This is a genomic window from Paraburkholderia sartisoli, assembly GCF_900107685.1.
Lineage (GTDB): Bacteria > Pseudomonadota > Gammaproteobacteria > Burkholderiales > Burkholderiaceae > Paraburkholderia > Paraburkholderia sartisoli.
Genome location: NZ_FNRQ01000001.1, coordinates 414,432 through 435,481, shown reverse-complemented (window position 1 = coordinate 435,481; position 21,050 = coordinate 414,432). Strand labels below are relative to the sequence as shown.

The following is a 21,050-nucleotide window of genomic DNA, read 5'->3' as shown; positions in this document are numbered from 1 at the left end:
TTTCACACATATCGCGACGCAAGGGCTTCGGCGGCTGCATTCGCGCGGTACTCCGCCCCACGGGCCTGAGCGCCGGTTTGCGATGAGCGCGCATTTCACGCAGCTTTCAAATGTACCGCGCGTATATGATCGCCGCGAAGCCCGGAATAGGCCACAGCGGTCTTGTTGCATCTTTTCGTTCCCCCTACCTTGGAGTCATCCCGAAAACGAGATGTGGAGAGAGACAAAATGCAATCGAACACGGTTCACCCGTGCGACGAGCGGCTGCCCGCCGGCCAGTTGCTGACACTGGGCATCCAGCATGTGCTCGTCATGTACGCCGGAGCGGTCGCCGTTCCGCTGATCATCGGCAGCGCCCTCAAGCTGCCCAAGGACCAGATCGCGTTTCTCATCAGCGCCGACCTGTTTTCATGCGGTATCGCCACGCTGATCCAGACGCTCGGCCTGTGGATCTTCGGCATCCGTCTGCCGGTGATCATGGGCTGCACGTTCGCCGCCGTCGGCCCGATGGTCGCGATCGGCACCAATCCGTCGCTCGGCATTCTCGATATCTTCGGCTCGACGATCGCCGCCGGCATTGTCGGCATCCTGCTCGCGCCGGCGATCGGCAAGCTGCTGCGGTTCTTTCCGCCCGTCGTGGTCGGCGTGGTCATTTCGGTGATCGGGCTCTCGCTGATGGAAGTCGGCATCAACTGGGCGGCGGGCGGTGTCGGCAATCCGGATTACGGCAATCCCGTCTATCTGGGCCTGTCGTTTGTCGTGCTGATGCTGATTCTCCTGATCAACAAGTTCGGCAAGGGCTTTGTCGCGAACATTTCCGTGCTGCTTGGCATCGTCGCGGGCTTCGTGATCGCCGCGCTGCTCGGCCGTGTCAACATGGACGGCGTGACGGCGGCGCCGTGGGTCGGCTTCGTGATGCCGTTCCACTTCGGCTTGCCGCACTTCGATCCGCTCTCGATCGCGACGATGGTGACCGTGATGTTCGTCACGTTCATCGAATCGACGGGCATGTTCCTCGCGGTCGGCGACATGGTCGACCGGCCGGTGGACCAGAAGACGCTGGTGCGCGGCCTGCGCGTCGACGGGCTCGGTACGCTGCTCGGCGGCATCTTCAACTCGTTCCCGCACACGTCGTTCTCGCAGAACGTCGGGCTGATCGGCGTGACGGGCGTGAAGAGCCGGTTTGTCTGCGCGATGGGCGGCGTGATCCTCGTGCTGCTCGGCCTCTTTCCGAAGATGGCGCAGGTGGTCGCGTCGGTGCCGGCATTCGTGCTCGGCGGCGCCGGCATCGTGATGTTCGGGATGGTCGCGGCAAACGGCATCAAGGTGCTCTCGAAGGTCGACTTCGTGAAGAATCACCACAACCTCTTCATCGTCGCGGTGAGCGTCGGGCTTGGCCTCGTGCCGGTCGTGTCGCCGCAGTTCTTCTCGAAGCTGCCGCCGGCGCTCTCGCCACTGCTGCATAGCGGCATCTTGCTGGCGGCGGTATCGGCGGTCGCGCTGAACCTGATCTTCAACGGCGTGAAGGGCGAGCGCGCGGCGAAGAACGCCATCCGGCGCGCGGGCCACGATTTCGACGGCCGCGCGCAAGCTGAGCTGCCGTCACGCGACGATACCCTGCAGATGGCGAACGACTTCGAAGCGCGCCCCGCGGACGCGCACTGAAAGACGCGCACCGCGCGATCTGCGTCGTGCGGTGCGGTGATGAAGCGGCGAAGCAGCGCCAGAACTGAAAATGCCACGGTTTTCCCGCTGGCCGTTGCGTCGAGGAAGTGCCAGGGCCGAGTCGGCAGGTTCATTGACAGCTCGCCGGCCTCTGGCGCCAGTGCCTGCCGGACAATCTGCTCAAATCCATGGGTCACCGCGCCTGTCTGCTCAGTATCTGCTCAAAATTTGAAGTATCTGCTCATTCTGCTAGTATCTGCTCAATATTGAGCAGATACTGAGCAGATACATGAGCAGATTGACCCCGGAAGCTATCCTCGACGCCATCCGACGTCTGGCCCAGGCGGGCGAACTGGAAGTTTCCTCTACCGACGTCATCCACGCTACCCACGGCAGTTCTGCCACTGTCCGGCGCCACCTCGATGCGCTGTGTTTCAGCGGGCAGCTCATGCGTAGTGGCGAGGCGCGCGCCACCCGCTACCGGCTGGCCGGCGTGGCTGCGGCCGTCCAGACCGCCCCCCTCGACCCGCCTTCCGCCGGCCTGCATCCGGCATGGTCACCCGAGGCCGTTGAGCTCGGGCGCAAACTCGATGTCCCTCTGGCTGCGCGTGACCCGGTCACCTACCGGCGCGATTTTGTCGAAGACTACGTGCCCAATGAGAGCTGGTTGATGCCACAGGACCTGGCCGAAGAGCTCTATCGCGCCGGTCGCCTGCGCGAACAACAGCCTGCGGGGACCTACGCGCGCAAGGTGCTGGAGCAACTGCTCATCGACCTGTCCTGGTCGTCCTCTCATCTGGAGGGCAACCGTTACACCTTGCTCGCGACAGAGGAGCTGTTCAGGCGCGGGACCGCCGGCAGCGACGCCGACGCGGTGATGCTGCTCAACCACAAGACGGCCATCGAGTTTCTGGTCGAGGCCGTACCGGTGCAGGGCCTCTCGAGCGCGCTCATCCGAAACCTGCATGCGGTGCTCATGCAGGACCTTCTGGCGGATACCGACGCGCTGGGCACCATCCGCAGGAAGCTGGTCAACATCAGTGACACCGTCTACGTGCCGACGCAAGTGCCAGCCGTACTCGAGGAGATGCTGGAGACCATTCTGGCCAAGGCCAGGTTCATCAAGAATCCGGTCGAGGCTGCCTTTTTCCTGTGGGTGAATCTGGCGTACCTGCAACCATTCGAGGATGGCAACAAGCGCACCAGTCGCCTGGCAGCCAACATTCCGCTGATGCTCTATAACTGCTCGCCGTTGTCCTTCCTGGACGTCGACCCTCACGACTACGCCCAGGCGATGCTGGGCGTGTACGAATTCCGTGATGTCTCGCGCGCAGTGGATCTATTCGCCTGGACCTGGCGGCGCTCGATGAAGAAGTATGTCGTCCTGATGGAGTCCATGGGCGCCCCGAACCCTCTGAGACTGCGATACCGGGAGCATCTGACCGAGGCCATTGGCCTCGTGGTTCTCGACAGAAAATCCGCCCAGGCCACCGTGGAGAAGTTGGGGCTCACCGAGGACAAGGCCCCGGGCTTCCCGGCAATGTTGCTTGAGGAGCTGAAGAAACTGGAGGTATTCAACTGCGCGCGATACCGGCTGCCGTTGACCGCCACCCAGGCCTGGATCACCGCCAATCGGCCGCACTAAACAAAAATGCGCTCCAGCCATCGACTGGAGCGCATCTTGTAGCAATCAGGCACCGCGTGGCCACGCCTCATCGGAACGGCTGGCGGTTTCCCGAAGCATTTTTTCTGCTCGCTGCTCACGATCCGGCGGCAACTGCAACGAACCGCCGGACCGATCAACCCACCCGCATCACCCCGCCGACGACGGCGCCGAAGCCGCTGCCGGCGCGCTGGCCGCGCCGTAGTCGACAGGCGCATCGGCCGGACGCGGCGTTTCGCCGGCCCGCTCGATCCACCCACCGCCCAGGAACTGGTACAGATCGACGAGGTTCGTCAGACGCTGCAGGCGCGCGTTGATCAGCGTCTGTTGCGCCGCGTACAGATCGGTCTGCGCGGTCAGCACGGAAAGGTAGCTGTCCACGCCGTTCTTGTAGCGCAGGTCCGACAGATCGAAACGACGCTGCTCGGCAAACGTATTGCGTTCCCGCGCGGCGATTTCCTGATCGAACGTGCCGCGCGCGGCAAGACCATCGGCGACTTCGCGGAAGGCTGTCTGGATCGCCTTTTCGTACTGCGCGATCTGGATGTTCTTCTGCACGTTGGCGAGGTCGAGATTCGCCTTGTTCGCGCCACCTTCGAAGATCGGCAGCGTGATCTGCGGTGCGAACGCCCACGCCGCGGAACCCGCCTTGAAGAGGCCACCGAGCGTCGGGCTCAACGTACCGAAGTTGCCGGTCAGCGAAATCCGCGGGAAGAACGCAGCACGCGCCGCCCCGATATTCGCGTTGGCCGCGAGCAGGTTCTGCTCGGCTTCGATGATGTCTGGACGACGCTGCAGCAGATCCGACGGCAGACCGGCCGGAATATCCGTGAGGAGATTCTGGTCGTTGAGCGGCAGGCCCGGCGGCAGATCGGAAGGCAGCGGCTCGCCCACCAGCAGCACCAGCGCATTTTCAGCCTGCGCCCGCAGACGCGCCTGCGCCTGCAGGTTCGCCTGCGCCTGCTCGACCACGCTCTGCGCCTGACGCAGGTCGAGTTCGGAACCCGTGCCCGTCTCGAACTGCAGCTTCGTGATGTTGTAGGAATCCTGCGCTGTCTTCAGCGTGCCTTCCGTGACCTTGAGCAGGTCGTCGGTGGAAAGCAGCGTCAGATACTGATCCGCCACCGAGGACACCAGCGCGATTTCCGCCGCCTTGCGCGCCTGCGCCGTCGCCAGATATTGCGCCAGCGCCTGATCCTTCAGGCTCTGGACACGACCGAAGAAGTCGATTTCCCACGATGCATTCAACCCGACCGAATACGAGTTGGTGATCGTATTGCCTGAAACCGACAGATTCTTCGGCGTGCGCTGCTTGCTCTGCGATGCGGCGGCGTCCAGTGTCGGGAACAGTTCGGCACGCGTGATCTGGTACTGCGCGCGCGACGCCGCGATGTTCAGCACCGAGACGCGCAGATCGCGGTTGTTCTTCAGCGCGATCTCGATCAGGCGTTGCAGGCGCGGATCAGTGAAGAAATCGCGCCAGCCGATATCCGTGGCCGCCTGGCCGTTCGCGCTACGCGTGCCGTTGTCGGCCGCGCCGGGCTGCGTCGAGTAGACCCCGCCCGTCGGAAAACTGTCCGAAACGGGCGCGGCCGGGCGCTCGTACTTCGGCGCCATCGTGCAACCCGCGGCGAGGAACGCCACCGCGACTGCGATCAATGAATGTTTTTGCATCTCAATGCCCTTCCTTGCCCGAGCCGTTGCCACCCGCGCCGCCTTCCGGATCGTGCGGATGGTGCTGGTTGTAGTGTTCCATCGCAACATCCGGGTCTTCCTTCTCGCCGCCGAACTTCGCGCGGATCACGACGAAGAACATCGGGATCATGAAGATCGCGAGGAACGTCGCGGTCAGCATCCCGCCGATCACGCCGGTACCGATCGCGTGCTGGCTCGCCGAGCCCGCGCCGTTACTGATCGCGAGCGGCAACACGCCGAGAATGAACGCCAGCGACGTCATCAGGATCGGACGCAACCGCAGACGCGAGGCTTCCAGCGCCGCTTCGATCGGCCCCATGCCTTGCGACTGCTGCAGCTCGCGGGCGAATTCCACGATCAGAATCGCGTTCTTCGCCGAGAGCCCCACCGTCGTCAACAGACCGACCTGGAAGAACACGTCGTTTTCGAGCCCGCGCAACGTGGCCGCCAGCAGTGCGCCGATCACGCCGAGCGGCACCACCATGATCACCGAGAACGGAATCGACCAGCTCTCATACAACGCCGCGAGACACAGGAACACGACGAGGATCGAGATCGCGTACAGGATCGGCGCCTGCGAACCCGACTGACGTTCCTGGAACGACAGACCGGTCCATTCGTAGCCGATACCCGCCGGCAGCTTCGCCGCGATGGCTTCCATCGCGTTCATCGCCTGACCGGTCGACTTGCCCGTCGCCGCCGCGCCCTGGATTTCCACCGCGGAAATACCGTTGAAACGCTCGAGCTTCGGCGAACCGTACGTCCACGTACCGGTGGCGAACGCCGAGAATGGCACCATGCCACCCGCGGAATTGCGCACGTACCAGTCGTTCAGGTTTTCCGGAGTCATCCGGAACGGCGCATCGCCCTGCAGGTACACCTTCTTGATCCGGCTGTCGACGTCGAGGAAGTTGTTGATGAACTGCGAAGCCCACGCGATCGAGAACGTCTGGTCGATCGTCGACAGCGACACGCCCAGCGCCGCGGCCTTTTCGTGGTCGATGTCCACCTTGAACTGCGGCGTGTCGTTCAGGCCGTTCGGTCGCACCTGCGCGAGCGTCGGGTCTTTCGCGGCCATGCCGAGCAGCTGGTTCCGTGCGGCCATCAGCGCCTCGTGGCCGACACCCGCGCGATCCTGCAGTTCGAAGTCGAAGCCCGCGGCCGTGCCGAGCTCCGGAATCGACGGCGGATTCACCGGGTACACCGTTGCGTTCTTGTAACCGGAGAAGTGCATGAACAACCGGCCGACCAGCGCCTGCACCTTCTGGTCCGAATGCTGGCGCTCGGCGTAGTCCTTCATCCGCACGAACACGAGACCCGCGTTCTGGCCGCGGCCGGCGAAGCTGAAGCCGTTCACCGTGAAGGTCGATTCGACGATGCTCTTTTCGGTGTTGAGCAGGTAGTCGGAGACGTCCTTCAGCGCGCGCGCCGTCGTTTCCTGCGTCGAGCCCGACGGCGTCTGCACGAGCACGAACATCGTGCCCTGGTCTTCGTCAGGCAGGAACGACTTCGGCAGCTTCACGAACAGCAGGCCGACCGCGAGGATCACCACCATATAGATGATGAGCCAGCGACCCGAACGCTTGATCACGTGGTGAACACCGACGTGATATTTGTCCCGGCTCTTTTCGAACGTGCGGTTGAACCAGCCGAAGAAGCCCTTCTTCTCTTCGTGATGGCCCTGCGGAATCGGCTTCAGGATCGTCGCGCACAGCGCCGGCGTCAAAATCAACGCGACCAGCACGGACAGCACCATCGCCGCCACGATCGTCAGCGAGAACTGCCGGTAAATCGCGCCGACCGAGCCGCCCGAGAACGCCACCGGCACGAACACCGCCGACAGCACCAGCGCGACGCCAATCAGCGCGCCCGTGATCTGGTCCATCGCCTTGCGGGTCGCTTCGCGTGGAGACAGCCCTTCTTCGGCCATCACCCGCTCGACGTTTTCCACCACCACGATCGCATCGTCCACCAGCAGCCCGATGGCCAGCACGAGCCCGAACATCGACAGCGTGTTGATCGAGAAGCCGACGAGACCCATGATCGCGAACGTGCCCAGCAGCACCACCGGCACGGCGATCGTCGGAATCAACGTCGCGCGCAGGTTCTGCAGGAACAGGTACATGACGAGGAACACCAGCACGATACCTTCGAGCAGCGTCTTGACCACTTCCTCGATCGACAGGCGCACGAACGGCGTCGTGTCATACGGGTACTTCACGACGAGACCGGTCGGGAAGTACTTCGACAGCTCGTCGACCTTCGCCCGCACCTCTTTCGCCGTGGCCAGCGCGTTCGCGCCGGTGGCCAGCTGGATACCGAAACCGGCCGTCGGCTGACCGTTGTACTTCGTGTCGAAGTTGTAGTTTTCGCCACCGAGTTCGACCCGCGCGACATCCTTGATCCGGACCTGCGAGCCGTCCTGGTTCACCTTCAGCAGCACGTTGCCGAACTGCTCCGGCGTCTGCAGCAGCGTGGCTTCGGTGATGGTGGCCTGCAGCACCTGACCCGGCACCGAAGGCGTGCCGCCCAGCGAGCCGCCCGCCACCTGCACGTTCTGCGCGAGGAGCGCCGTCTGCACGTCGATCGGCGTGAGGCCGAAGTTGGTCAGCTTGTTCGCATCGAGCCAGATCCGCATCGCGTACTGCGAGCCGAACAGCGTCACCGTGCCCACGCCGTCAAGACGGCTGACCGGATCCTGAATGTGCGACGCGACGTAGTTCGCCAGGTCGTACTTGTTCATGCTGCCGTCTTCGGAGACGAACGCCATCACCAGCAGGAAGCTGCTGCTGGACTTCGTCACCTTGGTGCCGAGCTGCTGGACGACCTGCGGCAACAGCGGCGTGGCGAGCTGCAGCTTGTTCTGCACCTGCACCTGCGCGATGTCGGGGTTGGTGCCGGCCGCGAAGGTCAGCGTGATCGTGGCCGTACCCGAATCGTCCGACGTGGACGACAGGTACAGCAAGTGGTCGAGACCGCTCATCTGCTGCTCGATCACCTGCGTGACGGTGTTTTCAACCGTCTTCGCCGATGCGCCCGGGTACGTTGCGCTGATCTGCACAGCCGGCGGCGCGATGGTCGGGTATTGCGCGATCGGCAGCGTGAAGATCGACGCGATACCCGCGAGCATCAGGATAATGGCGATCACCCATGCAAAAATCGGGCGATCGATAAAGAACTTTGCCATGAAGCGGGCTCCCTGTTATTGCGCGCCCGATGCAGCAGAGGCAGCCTGAGCCGTCTGCGCACCGCTGGCCGCTGGTGCGCCTTGAGCCTCGGCGCCGGAGGCGGGGGTGGCCGGCAGTTGCGCGGCGACCGGCTTCACTGTCGCGCCCGGACGGACCTTCTCCGTACCCTGCACGATCACGCGATCGCCCGGATTCAGCCCGCTTTCGACGACCCAGTTCGACTGGTACGTGGTGGTGGCCACCAGCTGACGCAGCGAGACCTTGTCGTCCGGACCCACGACGAGCGCGGTCGGCTGGCCCTTCTGGTCATGCGTCACGCCGATCTGCGGCACCAGCAGCGCCTTTTCGTTCACGCCTTCCTCGATGCGCGCGCGCACGAACATGCCCGGCAGCAGCACGCGGTCCTTGTTCTGGAAAATGGCGCGGATCGTCACCGAACCGGTGGTCTGGTCGACCGTCACGTCGCTGAACTGCAGCTTGCCGGTTTCGGCATACGCGCGGCCGTCTTCCAGCACCAGCGTGACCTTGGCGGCGTGGATGCCGCTCGTCTTCAGACGCCCTTCCTGGATTTCGCGGCGCAGCTTCAGGCCTTCGAGGCTCGACTGCGTCAGGTTGACGTAGACCGGGTCGAGCTGCTGGACCGTCGAGAGCAGCGTGGCCTGGCTGGCCTGCACGTACGCGCCCGGCGTGACCGACGAAATGCCGATGCGCCCCGTGATCGGCGACGTGACGTCGGTATAGCCGAGGTTGATCTGCGCGGTGTCGACGGCGGCCTTGCCGGCGGCGACGTCAGCCGCGGCCTGACCCTGCGCGGCGACGGCGTTGTCGTAATCCTGCTTGCTGACCGCGTTCGCCGCGACGAGCACCTTGTAGCGGCTCGCCTGCGCGGTGGTCGTGGCGAGGTTCGCCTGCGCCTTGGCAAGCGTTGCCTTCGCGTTATTCAGCGCGGCGATATACGGTGCCGGATCGATCTTGTAGAGACGCTGGCCGGCCTTGACCTCGGCGCCTTCCGTGAATTCACGGCGCAGCACGATGCCGTCCACCCGTGCGCGGACTTCCGCGACGAGGAACGCGCTGGTGCGGCCCGGCAGCTCGGTGGTGACCGGGACGACCTGCGGCTCGACGGTCACGACGCCGACTTCAGGCGTTTGAGGCGGAGGGGCTGATTGTTTTTGACCGCATGCTGCGAGAAATACGGCAGCCGTCGCGGCACAGATTAAGCGGAATGGAACCCGTTCGACGCGCATGGAGCGACCTCTGTCAAAGACTGAGAATGAAAAAGTGCGCGCATCCCTACCCCGGGGACGACGGCGCACACATGCGTCGTTAGACGCCTGATCGATAGCCCTGACAATGCCACGTGCAACCCGGGCGAAGTCCTGACAGAAGCGCGCCAAACCGGGAAATGCCGCACTGCGACGCCCTTTCAGACGATTCGCAAGTGTTTTTAAAGACAACAGTGTCGGATATTAACCGGTCGACACGGCTTGGGCTATCCGATCGATGGGGTGCTATTATATATACATTCATGATTGCACGTAAAAGACCGTTTACAACGTCTCACGTGCCGTTGCGGCAAGATCCATTCCAGATAGCCAGACTATTGAACGGATTGTCACTGGCCGCACTTAATAACATTCGGGACAACCCGCACTCTCGCACACGCAGGACAGACAGATATGGTTCGCCGAACCAAGGAAGAAGCGCTGGAGACGCGCAACGGCATCCTCGACGCCGCAGAGCAGGTTTTTTTCGAAAAAGGCGTGTCGCGCACGTCGCTCGCGGACATCGCGCAGGCCGCCGGTGTGACGCGCGGCGCAATCTACTGGCATTTCGCGAACAAGGGCGATCTCTTCACTGAGATGTTCGACCGCGTGCTGCTGCCGCTCGACGAACTGAAAGCCGCGTCGCTCGATCCCGGGGAACCCGATCCGCTCGGGCGCCTGGTCGATATCTGCGTCGTGTGCCTGCGCGACACGGCGAACGATCCGCGTCGCCGGCGCGTGTTCGACATCCTGTTCATGAAATGCGAATTCGTCGAGGACATGGGCCCCGTGATGGCGCGCTGCCAGAACAACATGCGCGAGGGGCTGGAAAATCTCAGGGGCGGCGTGCGCAACGCGATCTCCAAAGGCCAGTTGCCCGCCGATCTCGACGTGGCGCGCGCGGCGGCGATGATTCACTCGTTTATCAGCGGGTCGTTGCGTGACATGCTGTTTCTGCCCGGCGCGTTCGATTTTGGTGAGCATGCCGAATCGATGGTCCATGCGCTGTTCGATTCGCTGCGGACAAGTCCCGCGCTGCGCACGGGCAGCGCGAACGGTTGAAGGCCCGGCGCGGGCTGCGCGGGGCTCGATGGAAGAGACGGAAATTTCGCGACGTGTGAGCGGCGCTGGAGTCGTCAGGTAAAGGCCGCCTCACCAATCGCTGGACACGCCGACGCACGGCGAGTCACGGCGATCCACCGCAAATCGAAAATGCCCGCCAAAGCGGCGGTGTGCAAACCGCCGCGCCACCGGGACGGCTAACCCTGGCTGAACCACCGCGCCAGATACAGCAGCACCGCAACGAAGAAGATCATCCCGGCCCACGCCCAGTTCGGCACCGCGTGCGGATCATGCTGATGGTCATGCGCGCGCGTACCGAGCATCGTGCTTGCCGCGCGCCCGGTGAGCGCGCCGCCGTGGTCGTGCGGCCGCGCGCGGCGCGCGAGCGCGCTCAGGTTGACCGGCCGCAGGAACACGTGCTGACGCCGCGCCGGCGTGCCCTGCACGCGGTTCGGCTTCATGCCGTGCTTGGCCTGCACGACTTCACAGAACTCGGTGAAAAACGTGTCGGCGAGATCGTGCAGCGCGTTCTCGATCTGGCGGACGGGCAATTGCGACAGCGGCCCGGTAAGCGTCGCCCAGACCGAATAGTCGATGCGCGTATGTGGATGTCTGGAGCCGCTCATCCAGTGGTCGTCCGCGCGCAGTCGCACTTCCATCTGCCCGCGCAGCGCGCCGACCCCTTGTGCGCGCGCCTTGAAGTTGAGCATCCGGTGCATGGTGGCCGGCTCCACGCCGTCCGGGCTCACGACATGCGCGCGGACGTCGTAATGCGCGCGCAGCGGCCCGAGCGGTACCGTCATCGTCAGTGCGTATTCACCGCCGGGCGTGCGGGCGAACGACTCGCAGTTGTCGAGGCTCGCGCGCAACAGCGCGAGATCCTGCAACGCTTCCCACACGTCCGATGGTGCAAGCGGAATCCGCAACGCGTCGTTCAGTTCCATGACGGCCTCCCCATGAGCCCTCTCACCGCGCGATCAGGAGGTCTGATCGATGCGGTCCACCTTCGATGTGTAAAACGCCAGATAACCCGTGATCTGCTGAACGGCCTCGATGGGCGTCTCGTACGTCCACACGGCGTTTTCGACGACGCCTTCTTCGGTCAGCAGATGATAGTAGGACGCCTCGCCCTTGAACGGGCATCGGGAGGTGTGCGTGGAACGTTCAAGCCGCGCCATGTTGACGTCGGCACGCGGAAAATAGAACACGTCCGGAAGGCCTGTTTCGGAGACGGTCAGCGCCGCCTGCGTATCGGCCACGGTCACGCCGAGATGGATGACCCGCACGCGATGCCGGTTAGCGGCGACGCCGACGCGATGACCGCCGCCCAGGCTGCCGTGGCCCGCGCCCGGCTTGCCCGGGTCCTTGCCTGACGGTTTGCCGGTGGCGTCGTCCGGATCGGGACTTGCGTTGCCTGCCGGGGCGTCTTCCATCATGTCCAGCTCCGAGATGCGGTGGAAACCCGCGTGACAGCACGACGGCTATCCGCCGCCAGTCCGCTTGCCGCGCGTGCGCGTTCCGGCAGGCCGCGCGGCTTCGAAACGAAAAAGCCACGGGGCGTGCCCGTGGCTTCATTATCGGCGAAACTTCGGCGGCTTGCGCGGCCTTTGCGTATCCTCGCGCACCTGCACGCAACGTTTGTGCGACGCAGCAAAAGCACTGCGCACGTTACTTTTACTGCGTGTTCCAGGCGAACGCCGCGCGCGTCGTGCCCTTGCCCGTCACCGAAACCGGTTTGGTCTGCTCGCGGTCCTTGTAAGTGGCATGGACCGTGTAGCGGCCCGGACGCAGTCTGACCAGCATATAAGGGCCGCGCGACTTCGCCTCCAGCACGCTGGCGCCATGGGCGTCGACCACCTGCACTTCGACATCAGCGAGGAAGTCGGAGCCCGGCCCCGTGAAGCGCAACGACAGCGGCCACTGGCTTTGCGCGGCCCGCAACGCCTTCGATTCATCCTGGCCAACGCCACCCGACGTGAACGACACGTCGCCCTGCTGCTGGATCTGCGGCAGGCCGCCGCCGTTCGCATTGCCGGCACTGGTGGTGTCGGTCGTCGTGCCACCGGTCGTCCCGCTCGCCTGGGCGAACGCGCCGGTCGCGGTGCAAAGCGTCAGGGCCGCCGCGACCGCCGCGGTGATGACCCTTCGCTGAGTACTCTGTGTTTTCATCTGCATCGCTCCTTGCCATGGTTCGTGCTGAAAACTGTCGGCCGCAAGCTCCATGCCCGGAAACGTCCTGGCGCCGTGAAACACCGCAGCCTCGATGTGGCTGCGGCCCGAAGATCGATGGACCGGCGGGCCGCAGAGCCGGAGAAAAAACCAGCGACGGTATTTCTTACATCAACCGAGGTCGACTGGTACAAAGATCTGCGCATCGTCGCGCTGGATCAGGAGCGCAATGCTGTTGCCCGCTCTTTTCACCATCTGCTTCAACTGGTCGACGGTCGTCACCGGGTTGCCGTTGACCGCGAGGATCACGTCGCCGGGCTGAACGCCGGCGCTCGCGGCGGGACCGTCCGCCTGCTGCACGAGAAGGCCATGCGTCAGCGACGCGCCGCTCTTTTCCTGCGGCGTGAGCGGGCGAACCGCGACGCCCAGACGCCCCTGCTCCTGCGCCGGCGTATCCGCCGATGCCACCTTCTCATCCGACAGCGTGCCGATCGTCACCTTCAGGTCCTTCGTCGCCTTGTTGCGCCATACCTGAACGTCCGCAACCGTACCCGGCTTCATGCTCGCGACCTGCGAGGGCAGATCCGCCGAATCCGCCACCGGCGAGCCGTTGACCGACAGGATCACGTCGCCGGGCTGCAGGCCGGCCTTTGCCGCCGGCCCGGTCGCGTCGACCGAGCTCACCAGCGCGCCTTGCGGCGTCTTCATGCCGAACGAATCGGCGAGCGTCTGGTTCATCGACTGCACCGCGACGCCGAGGCGTCCGCGGCTCACGTGGCCGGTCTTGACGAGATCGTCCTTGACCTTGATCGCTTCGTTGATCGGAATCGCGAACGACAGGCCCTGGAAGCCGCCCGTCTGCGAATAGATCATCGAGTTGATGCCGATCACTTCGCCTTGCAGGTTAAAGAGCGGGCCGCCCGAATTGCCCGGGTTCACGGGCACGTCGGTCTGGATGAACGGCGTGTAGTTTTCGTTCGGCAGCGAGCGCGATTTCGCGCTGATGATGCCCGAGGTCACCGTGTTGTCGAAGCCGTATGGCGAGCCGATCGCGACCACCCACTGGCCGACCTTGCTCTGGCGCGGATCGCCGATCTTCACGGTTGGCAGATTGGTCGCGTCGATCTTCAGCACGGCGACGTCCGACTGCTTGTCCGCGCCGACGACCTTCGCCTTGAACTCGCGCTTGTCGGTCAGCTTGACGGTGACGACGTTGGCGCCATCCACGACGTGCGCATTGGTGAGGATGTAGCCGTCGCTGCTGACGATAAAGCCTGAACCGAGGCTCGCGCTCGGTGCGTCGGGCTGGTCGTCGCCGCCCGCGCCCGGGCCACCCGGCATGCCGCCGAAGAAGTGCTTGTAGAACTGGTAGAACGGATCGGACGGGTCCATCGGCAATTGTCCGGCGTTCCCGCTGCCGCCGCGCTGCGCGACGTGTTTAACCACGTGCTTCGCGCTGATATTGACGACGGCCGGGCCGTAGGTTTCCACGAGGCCAGAGAAATCCGGCACACCGGTTTTGGCAGCCGCTTCCGCGGGCATCATCGCGGCCTGTGCCGGCGCGATGACTTCAGGCGGCGCCACGTTCCGGTGACCGGCCACATAGCCCGCCGACAGTGCCACTGCGACCGCCATCGCGACGGCGCTACGTTTGAGGGTCTTCGCTTGCATCGTGTACTCCTGACAAAGAGGTGCGCTTCTGAATGATTTGAAGCGTACGCGGCGTCACTTAAAGGAGTCTTAATTTCGAAACTGGCCGCACAGCCTTGTCTGTCGACCAGAGTTGGCGCTTTAGCGCGTTGCTCCGGTCCGGCGCAAGATACTTGCTGTCACGGGGTTTCCCGCGACCCGGACGCGCCGCTCAGAACCGCACGGTCACGAGCAGCCCGCCGGAAGCGGATTCGCCGAGCGTCACGTCGGCGTGATGCTGAAGCGCGATGCGCCTCACAATCGCAAGCCCGAGGCCGCTCCCCGCGATATCGCTGCGCGCGCGGTTCGCACCCGCGCCCACGCGATAGAAACGGTCGAACACGCGCTCGCGTTCCTCGAAGGGGATGCCCGGGCCGGTATCCGCGATCCGTACGACGGGATGTCCCTCCTCGACCTTCAGGCTCACGTCGACACGTCCGCCTTCCGGCGTGTATTTCGTCGCGTTGTCGAGCAGGTTGTTGAGCATCACGCGCAGCGCTTCGGGTTCGCCGGTCACCGACGCCGGCGTGGTCGCCTCGATGCCGAGGTCGATGTTGCGCTGCTGCGCGAGCGGCGCGCGCGACGCCACGCACTCCGCGAGCATCGCGTGCAGATCGACGGCGCTCGTCACCGCGTGTCCATCGGGTTCCGCGCGGGCGAGCGCGAGCAACTGTTCCGCAAGGCGGGTCGCGCGCGTCACGCCGGCCTGCAGATCGACAAGCGCTTCGCGGCGCGTGTCGTCGTCGCGCGCGCGGGTTACAAGCTGCGTCTGGATCTGCACGGCGGCGAGCGGCGTGCGCAGTTCATGCGCGGCGTCGGCGACGAACGCCTTCTGCGTATCGAGCGCGGCGGAAAGGCGTGCGAGCAGCCCGTTGAGCGCGCGCACGAGCGGCTGCACTTCGAGCGGCAGACGCTGGTCAGGCAGCGGATCGAGTGCTTCGGGATGACGCGTGTCGAGCGCACCGGCCACGCGCCGCAACGGCTTCAACCCGCGACCGACGACGACCCACACCGCGACGCCGAGTAGCGGCAACAGCACGATCAGCGGCCACAGCGTGCGCAGCGCGACGTTCGCGGCGAGCCGGTTGCGTACGGAAAGCGGCTGCGCCAGCTGCACGACGTTGTCGCCGACGATCGCGCCGTACACGCGCCAGTCGCCGCGCTCGGTACGTTGCGTCGAAAACCCGAGTTCGGCGCGCGGCGAAAGCGGCGCGCGCGGCGTCGAGTAATACATCAGCACGCCGTTGCGATTCCAGATCTGCAGCACGATGCCTTCCTCGCCGGTGTCGCGCGAGCCGAGCACCTGCGAGAACGACTCCGACGGCAGCGCACCGGCGATTTCCTGCAACTGGTAATCGAAGAGTTCGTTCGCTTCGGCGAGTGCCTGACGATAGATGAGCCAGCCCGCGATGCACACGCCCGTGAGCACGATCGCGAGGAGCCAGAACAGCAATTGACGGCGAATCGAGCGCATCGGTTCAGGCTTCCTTCGCGAGCATGTAGCCGAGGCCGCGCACGTTGCGGATCAGATCCGCGCCGAGCTTCTTGCGCAGCGCGTGAATGTAGACCTCGACGGTGTTGCTGCCGATTTCCTCGCCCCATCCGTACATTTTTTCTTCGAGCTGGCTCTTCGACAGCACCGCGCCCGGACGCGCGATCAGCGCTTCGAGCAGCGCGAATTCGCGCGCCGAAAGCGCAACCAGCGCGCCTTCGAGCGTGACCTGATGCGACGCCGGATCGAGCGTGAGCGGACCGTGGCGGATCGTCGAATCGCTGCGGCCCGACTGGCGACGGATCAACGCGCGCATGCGCGCGCCGAGTTCGTCGAGATCGAACGGTTTGACGAGGTAATCGTCCGCGCCCGCATCGAGGCCCTTGACGCGATCGGCGACGGCATCGCGCGCGGTGACGATCAGCACCGGCAGCGCGAGGCCGCGCGAGCGCAGCGTGCGTAACACGTCGAGGCCGTCGCGCTTCGGCAAGCCGAGGTCGAGCAGCACCAGATCATAGGGCTCGCCCGAGACGGCGGTGAGCGCGGCCTCGCCGTCCTGCACCCAGTCGACAGCAAAGCCTTCGCCGCGCAGCGCCTTGCGCACGCCTTCCGCGATCATCCGGTCATCTTCGACAAGCAGTATCCGCATGGCACCCGTCCTGACGTTTTCTGGTTCGGTCGTGGTTCAGTTGTGTTTCAGCCACGCCTGTGAACACGCATTCTATCTTCCGTCGCGTGGGCGGAGCGCGAGCGGTCACGATGGCCGTGCGATGCCAGCGTTTTCGCGCAACGTCGCGGCTTGTCTCTACAATGAGCGCTTTTGCGCGACGCCGTGCGGCTTGCTGTCCAACCGGCTGCCCGCATGTCGCGACGCACAGCCTTACAAAAGCACTCACCTCCAGCTCCCGCATGACGACCGCTTTCCTCCTCGAATTCGCGCGCCGCCTTTCGCCGCGCCGTGCTTCATCCAGTGATGCCGCCACGTCATGCCGCCCGGACGCGGCGGATGCCATGTCGCGCTCCGGCCTCCGTCACGTGTCGCGCACGAGCCCGACGCCTGCCGCGGGCATGGCAAGCGAGCCCCGCACACCCCGCGCCCCGCGCGTGACGCTCGCATGCGCCGCCGTGCTCGCGCTGACGCTCGCGTGCGTCGCGGCGCCCACGCCCGCCTTCGCGCGCACGAAGGCGAAGCACCCCGCGGTCAACGTCACGACGGTGCTGCCGCCGACAGTGATGGCCGGACTCGCGCGCGCGCACGTGCCGCTTTCGTCGGTGAGCGTGGTCGTCGAGAAGATCGGTGACCGCACGCCGATCCTCGCGCTCAACGCCGGCAAACCGATGATGCCGGCCTCGACGATGAAGCTCGTCACGACCTACGCGGGCCTCTCGATACTCGGGCCGGACTATCGCTGGCGCACGAGCGCGTTCACGGACGGCACGCTCGACGCCAACGGCGTGCTGCATGGCAATCTCTACATACAGGGCACCGGCGACCCGAAGCTCGTGCCTGAAGAGCTGATCGATCTCGTGCAGAAGATCCGCAAGTCGGGCATCAACGGCATCGACGGCGCACTTGTGCTCGACAAGCGTTTCTTCGATGTGTCGACCCGCGACCTGCCGCCCTTCGACGACGACACCACCGCCCCGTACAACGTCGGCCCCGACCCGCTGCTGTACGCGTTCAAGTCGCTGTCGTTCTCGCTGTCGCCTTCGCCGGACGGCACCGTTGCCATCGACGTGCTGCCCGCGCTCGCACAACTGCAGATCGACAACCAGCTGCACGCGACGAACGGCCCGTGCCGCGGCGACCTGACCGCCGTGACGCCGACGGTGACGCCGATGCCGGACGGCACCGTCAACGCGACGTTCAGCGGCGACTTCCCGGTGCGCTGCGGCGACCGCACGGTCAACGTCGCCGTGCTCGACCACAGCGCGTTTTTCGCGGGCGGCTTTCTTGCGTTGTGGCAGCAAGGCGGCGGTACGTTCCACGGCACGACACGCGAAGGCGCCGTGCCGGCCACGGCGCGACAGGTCGCCGTTCACCAGGGGCCCGTGCTCTCGGACATCGTTCGCGACATCAACAAGTTCAGCAACAACACGATGGCGCGCAACCTGTTCCTGACGATCGGCGCGGTGATCGACAAACCGCCCGCGACGCCGGAAAAATCCATCGACGCCATCGATACGTTCATGCATCGCAGCGCGCTGCCCACCGAAAATCTGCAGATCCAGAACGGTTCAGGACTTTCACGGGATGAGCATATCCCGGCGCTCTCGCTCGCGGACCTCCTCCAGTCGGCTAACGCGAGCCCCGTCGCCCAGGTGTTCGTCGATTCGCTGCCGATTGCCGGTGTCGACGGCACGATGCGCAATCGCCTGACGCGCCAGCCCGTCAATGGCAACGCGCACATCAAGACCGGCACGTTGCGCGACGTGCGCGCGATCGCGGGCTATGTAGCTTCTTCGGATGGCTCGAGCTACGTCGTCGTGAGCTTCATCAACGATCCGCACGCCGAGGCCGCGCGTGCCGCGCACGACGCACTGCTTGAATGGATCTATCAGGGACCGTCCAGGCCGATGCCAGATATCTCTGATGCACCTCGCGCAAAGCCCAGGAAAAACCCGCATTCGCGCGGCAGGCATTGAGGGATTCTTCTACGGAAGCCGTTCGTCTCCTACACGGGTAGCGTGTACGCTGTCGGACACTGTCCATCGTGCAGGCTCACACAATCGCACGAGGACACGCATCGCGCGCCGCCCCGCGTCGCGCGATGCGATCAAACGACAACGACAGGACGCGAGGAGAAGAAGTCGAAATGAAGCACAACGAAATCGGACATCGAGGATTCGCGCGGATCGCACAGTGCGCGATCGCGAGCGCGGCGTTTGTTTTGCTCGCCGCGTGCGGTGGCGGCGGCGATAACAACAACAACGCGAGCAGCACGCCGCCGGGCGGTGTGAAGCTGCAGGTGGTGTCGTTTGGCGACAGTCTTTCGGATGTGGGCACGTACGCGCCGGCCATTCAGGCCAATTTCGGCGGTGGTCGCTTCACGACGAATCCGGGTGAAATCTGGACGCAAAAAGTTGCCGAGTACTACGGCGACACGCTGACAGCAGCGAACCTGGGCGGCTTCGGCCAGCCGCTGGTCGCGACGGCCGGCCTCGGTTATGCGCAGGGTGGCTCGCGCGTCGGCACGCAGCCGGGTATCGGCTATGCGAGCCCGCCGCTGCCTTCTTACGCACAGGCCACCACGGTGCCGGTCACCGATCAGGTCAATCAATACATCGCGCAACACGGCTCGTTCAACGCGAACCAGCTGGTGCTGATCAACGGCGGCGCGAACGACATTTTCTACTGGGCAACGGTCCTTCAGAAAACAGCCGCGGCGGTGCAGGCTGGCACGCTTCAGCCTTCAGCTCTGGCGGCGGCACAAACGCAGGCCACGGCCGGCATGACGCTGGCCGCGCAGCAGTTCGTCGGTGCGGTTCAACTGATCCTGTCGAAGGGCGCGGCGCACGTCGTCGTGTCGGACGTGCCCGATCTCAAGGTCACGCCTGAAGGCATCCAGGGCGGCCCGACCGCCCAGGGACTGTTCGATTCCCTTACCGTGCCGTACAACAACGCGCTGAAGCAATACCTGGGCAACGTCCCGCAGGTCATCTACGTGAGCGCATACACGTGGCTCGACCAGTCGGTCGCCAGCTACCAGTCGCTCGGCTTCACGGTGTCGAACACCGATACGGGTTGTGCCCTCGGCAAGATGGAAGCGGCGGCAACGACGTATGCGCAGCAAAACCCGAGCGTGCTCGCGCCGGGCCAGTCCGCTGCGGACTTCGGCAGCTCGTTCGGTTCGTCGCTGTTCTGCTCGCCGCAAACGTACACGGTGGCCGGCGCGGATCAGACGTACATGTTTGCTGATTCGGTCCATCCGTCCACGCACCTGCATGCGCTCTTCGCGCAGACCGTCGAGCAGGCAGTGGCTCAACACGGCATCGGCAAGTGATGGTTCTGGAATAGCGATCGGCGCGTCTGCCGATCAGTCATGCCCGGCTCGGCTGAGCCGGGCATTTTTACTGGTGCGAAGGGTGAGATGGATGAGACCGGCGCGTCTAACCCTGCGCCTCGAACGCCGCGGCGGCCCGACCCAGCCGGTCGTTCACCGCGATCCATTCGATCGTATCCGGCAGCTTCTCGATCAGTATCCGCGAAACATCGGCCCGATCCAGCGCACGTAGCAGGCTGTACAACTCACGTGCATAAGCATGCGGATCCTCGGGCGCGGCGACGAAATGCACGCCGTCAGCGTCGGCCCAGTTCCCCGCGCGCGAGACCCGCGCGACGAGCGCCACACGCTCGTTCGCCGCGCGCGCCGCGAGCATCGGTTCCAGCGCTTCGAACGGCAGTAGCGTGAGCGGCGTGCGTGGCGCGTAGTGCGCCTTGAGCGTGCCCGACGCGCGCGGTGCCGTCGCATCCGAGCCATCTGGAAGACGTGGCATCTCGCCCAGCACGTCGGCGATATCCTGCGGCGTTACGCGGCCCGGTCGCAGCAGCGCCGGGAAGCCACGCGAGAGATCGAGAATCGTCGACTCGATGCCGACTTCCGACGACCCGCCATCGAGCACGTGAATCGAGTCGCCGAACTCCTCGCGCACGTGCTGCGCGGTTGTCGGGCTGACATGACCGAACCGGTTCGCCGACGGCGCCGCGACGCCACCATGTCCGCCACGCAGCGCACTGAATGCGGCAAGCAGCGCCTGCGCCACCGGATGCGACGGGCAACGCAGCCCGACCGAATCCTGCCCGCCACTCACCGCCGAAGGAATGCGCGCCGCGCGCTTCAGGATCAGCGTGAGCGGGCCTGGCCAGAACGCGTCGATCAGCCGTTGCGCCTCGGCAGGCAGGCGCTCGACCCAGTAACCCGGATCACCGCCTGGCGCGAGATGCACGATGACCGGATGATTCGCCGGCCGGCCCTTCGCGGCATAAATACGCGCGACGGCATCCGCGCTTTCGGCATCGCCGCCAAGGCCATAGACGGTCTCGGTCGGAAACGCGACGAGTTCCCCCGCGTCGAACAGCGCCGCGGCGTTCGCGATGTCTGCCGCGCTGACGGGAAGCACGCCCTGCTCCGGCGATTTCGGTTGATCCGGCATCGTGACTG

Annotated in this window: 15 protein-coding genes; 5 read left to right on the top strand and 10 right to left on the bottom strand. The window is 64.9% G+C overall.

Annotation, left to right across the window (positions count from 1 at the left end):
- Positions 1-228: 228 nt before the first annotated feature.
- Positions 229-1,665, top strand: a complete 1,437-nt coding sequence (locus tag BLV45_RS01965; protein ID WP_090528197.1) for a nucleobase:cation symporter-2 family protein — start codon at positions 229-231, stop codon at positions 1,663-1,665.
- Between the two features lie 289 nt (positions 1,666-1,954).
- Complete coding sequence (locus BLV45_RS01960; RefSeq protein WP_176954052.1) at positions 1,955-3,310, top strand: Fic family protein; 1,356 nt, start codon at positions 1,955-1,957, stop codon at positions 3,308-3,310.
- A gap of 168 nt (positions 3,311-3,478) precedes the next feature.
- Here the strand turns inward: BLV45_RS01960 and BLV45_RS01955 are convergent, their stop codons facing one another.
- Genes BLV45_RS01955 through BLV45_RS01945 form a run of 3 tightly spaced genes read right to left on the bottom strand, consistent with a single transcriptional unit; the run spans position 3,479 to position 9,458 of the window.
- The gene (locus BLV45_RS01955) at positions 3,479-5,002 is read right to left on the bottom strand and encodes an efflux transporter outer membrane subunit (protein WP_090528194.1); all 1,524 of its coding nucleotides are present in this window, start codon (positions 5,000-5,002) and stop codon (positions 3,479-3,481) included.
- Between the two features lies 1 nt (position 5,003).
- Positions 5,004-8,210, bottom strand: a complete 3,207-nt coding sequence (locus BLV45_RS01950) for an efflux RND transporter permease subunit (protein ID WP_090528191.1) — start codon at positions 8,208-8,210, stop codon at positions 5,004-5,006.
- 15 nt (positions 8,211-8,225) lie between these two features.
- Positions 8,226-9,458: an efflux RND transporter periplasmic adaptor subunit gene (locus BLV45_RS01945; protein ID WP_090528188.1), complete on the bottom strand. Its 1,233-nt coding sequence runs from the start codon at positions 9,456-9,458 to the stop codon at positions 8,226-8,228.
- A gap of 432 nt (positions 9,459-9,890) precedes the next feature.
- Here BLV45_RS01945 and BLV45_RS01940 point away from each other — a divergent pair, with 432 nt between their 5' ends.
- Entirely contained in the window at positions 9,891-10,538 is a 648-nt protein-coding gene (locus BLV45_RS01940) for a TetR family transcriptional regulator (protein WP_090528185.1), read from the top strand.
- A gap of 197 nt (positions 10,539-10,735) precedes the next feature.
- On the opposite strand, the gene BLV45_RS01935 is transcribed toward BLV45_RS01940, so the two are convergent.
- From BLV45_RS01935 to BLV45_RS01910, 6 genes are all read right to left on the bottom strand, one after another.
- Positions 10,736-11,482 carry a CoxG family protein gene (locus BLV45_RS01935; protein ID WP_090528182.1) on the bottom strand — a complete coding sequence of 249 codons (747 nt, stop codon included), beginning with the start codon at positions 11,480-11,482 and terminating at the stop codon, positions 10,736-10,738.
- A 33-nt stretch (positions 11,483-11,515) separates the two neighbouring features.
- On the bottom strand, positions 11,516-11,869 hold the full coding sequence (locus tag BLV45_RS01930) for a DUF427 domain-containing protein (RefSeq protein ID WP_407670971.1): 354 nt from the start codon (positions 11,867-11,869) through the stop codon (positions 11,516-11,518).
- A gap of 343 nt (positions 11,870-12,212) precedes the next feature.
- Entirely contained in the window at positions 12,213-12,707 is a 495-nt protein-coding gene (locus tag BLV45_RS01925; RefSeq protein WP_090530954.1) for a hypothetical protein, read from the bottom strand.
- A gap of 171 nt (positions 12,708-12,878) precedes the next feature.
- Complete coding sequence (locus tag BLV45_RS01920; RefSeq protein ID WP_090528180.1) at positions 12,879-14,378, bottom strand: DegQ family serine endoprotease; 1,500 nt, start codon at positions 14,376-14,378, stop codon at positions 12,879-12,881.
- A gap of 190 nt (positions 14,379-14,568) precedes the next feature.
- Complete coding sequence (locus tag BLV45_RS01915; RefSeq protein WP_090528178.1) at positions 14,569-15,870, bottom strand: ATP-binding protein; 1,302 nt, start codon at positions 15,868-15,870, stop codon at positions 14,569-14,571.
- A 4-nt stretch (positions 15,871-15,874) separates the two neighbouring features.
- Entirely contained in the window at positions 15,875-16,537 is a 663-nt protein-coding gene (locus tag BLV45_RS01910; RefSeq protein WP_090528175.1) for a response regulator, read from the bottom strand.
- A gap of 362 nt (positions 16,538-16,899) precedes the next feature.
- Between BLV45_RS01910 and dacB the strand changes: the two genes are divergently transcribed.
- Both dacB and BLV45_RS01900 read left to right on the top strand, forming a co-directional pair.
- On the top strand, positions 16,900-18,534 hold the full coding sequence (dacB, locus tag BLV45_RS01905) for a D-alanyl-D-alanine carboxypeptidase/D-alanyl-D-alanine endopeptidase (RefSeq protein ID WP_407670970.1): 1,635 nt from the start codon (positions 16,900-16,902) through the stop codon (positions 18,532-18,534).
- A 170-nt stretch (positions 18,535-18,704) separates the two neighbouring features.
- Positions 18,705-19,892: an SGNH/GDSL hydrolase family protein gene (locus tag BLV45_RS01900; protein WP_090528169.1), complete on the top strand. Its 1,188-nt coding sequence runs from the start codon at positions 18,705-18,707 to the stop codon at positions 19,890-19,892.
- 106 nt (positions 19,893-19,998) lie between these two features.
- On the opposite strand, the gene BLV45_RS01895 is transcribed toward BLV45_RS01900, so the two are convergent.
- Positions 19,999-21,042: an L-threonylcarbamoyladenylate synthase gene (locus BLV45_RS01895; RefSeq protein WP_090528166.1), complete on the bottom strand. Its 1,044-nt coding sequence runs from the start codon at positions 21,040-21,042 to the stop codon at positions 19,999-20,001.
- Positions 21,043-21,050 lie beyond the last annotated feature (8 nt).